The 1,476-nt window shown below is 34.3% G+C and carries 1 rRNA gene; it reads left to right on the top strand.

What is annotated here, in order from left to right:
• Positions 1-93 (top strand): 5S ribosomal RNA (gene rrf / locus ACIGG7_RS23720); the annotation flags it as partial.
• Between the last annotated feature and the right edge of the window lie 1,383 nt (positions 94-1,476).

Raw genomic sequence — 1,476 nt, 5'->3', positions numbered from 1 at the left:
ACACCCGTTCCCATGCCGAACACGGAAGTTAAGCTCTTCAGCGCCGATGGTAGTTGGGGGATCTCCCCCTGTGAGAGTAGGACGTCGCCAGGCAAATATGTGAAAAGAGTAGCTCAGTGGAGTTACTCTTTTTTTGGTTTGAATTGAAGTTCGAAGAACATGAGGGTTTATTTGAATCCTTCTCACCCTCACTGCGAGGACAGGGAGGAGCAATAAGGTCGAGGATGCGAGGGCGTGAAAACCGGAGTGGAGAACTTGAACGGTGAAATGGCGAAGATTATTCGTTGATCATGACTAGTTGCAGCCTTTAGTACCGATAAGTCATTTGGCTTCTTCAGTGAAATTGAGGATGCGACAGGTTAATAGGAAAAGAGGAACTCATTGGAGTGACACTTTTTTGATTTTTGTGTTTGAATAGGAGTTTAAAAATAAACACTAAAATTTGGTAAAATACGCAAAAAACGAAAAAGTGACGCAATAATGCTCGAAAACGACGCAAAAAATAAAAAAAAGACGCAATAACCCTCGGAAATGACGCAATAATTTATAAAACGACGCAATCTCCACGAATCTATTAAAGATTATCCTCATCCCATCACTCAAAAATGTAACTTTCTCAGATAAATAATATTTCATTTAACAAATCTTCCAAGTCATTCATCTTTTACTGTAATACAGTCTTCAAATTTTAAAATATAACTCTTTCACGGACCTAAACTACTATCCGAAATTCAAATATTGAACTCAACTCCCCTGATCATTTATTCTCATATCCCCGCACAATACTGTGTAATGACAGATTGATAGTGAATGAAAACATTCCATATAAACTCAAACTCTTCTAACCATGAAGTTATACCCTTTATTATGGATATATCCACAACCGTATAACCTATCCAACCAAGAACAGATCGCAGAATATCTGGATTTAGATAACTTCAAATCATGGTTTAAACTAGGTCGACTTCTAATCACCGAACAATGGATGAGTAAGTGCTTTAACTGTTGATGAAATTCGTAAGTGAGTTATTCTTTAGATTCCTTGTTCTCAATATAATATAAGAATTCATTTTATAAATTATTTAAAACGTATTGTAATAATATTAATTTATGTGATATTATGGTTTTTCCGCCATTAAAAAGGGTATAGGTATTTTATGACTCCATCCTATTAAGTAAGATCATAGGATTAATAACTTAGTAGAGAAAAATAAAAAAATATTTGAAAAGAAGTTGACTTCTACGAAGTTAACTGGTAAAGTATTATTTGTTGCCGCAAACGAGCAACACAACATGAAAACTTGATAAAAACTTCTTTTAAAAAGTTGTTGACAACAAGTTATCAAACATGTAATATAGTAAGGGTCGCTTCGAAAGAAGTACTTACACATTGAACCTTGAAAACTGAACAAAACAAGACAATACGTCAACGTTAATTCTAGATTTATTTTTAAAGAGCTATTCAAACTTTTATCG

Origin of the sequence: Rossellomorea sp. NPDC077527 (assembly GCF_044542955.1) — a bacterium.
Lineage (GTDB): Bacteria > Bacillota > Bacilli > Bacillales > Bacillaceae_B > Rossellomorea > Rossellomorea aquimaris_E.
The sequence above is the reverse complement of the archived record's forward strand: the minus strand, read 5'-3'. Positions and strand labels throughout refer to the sequence as shown.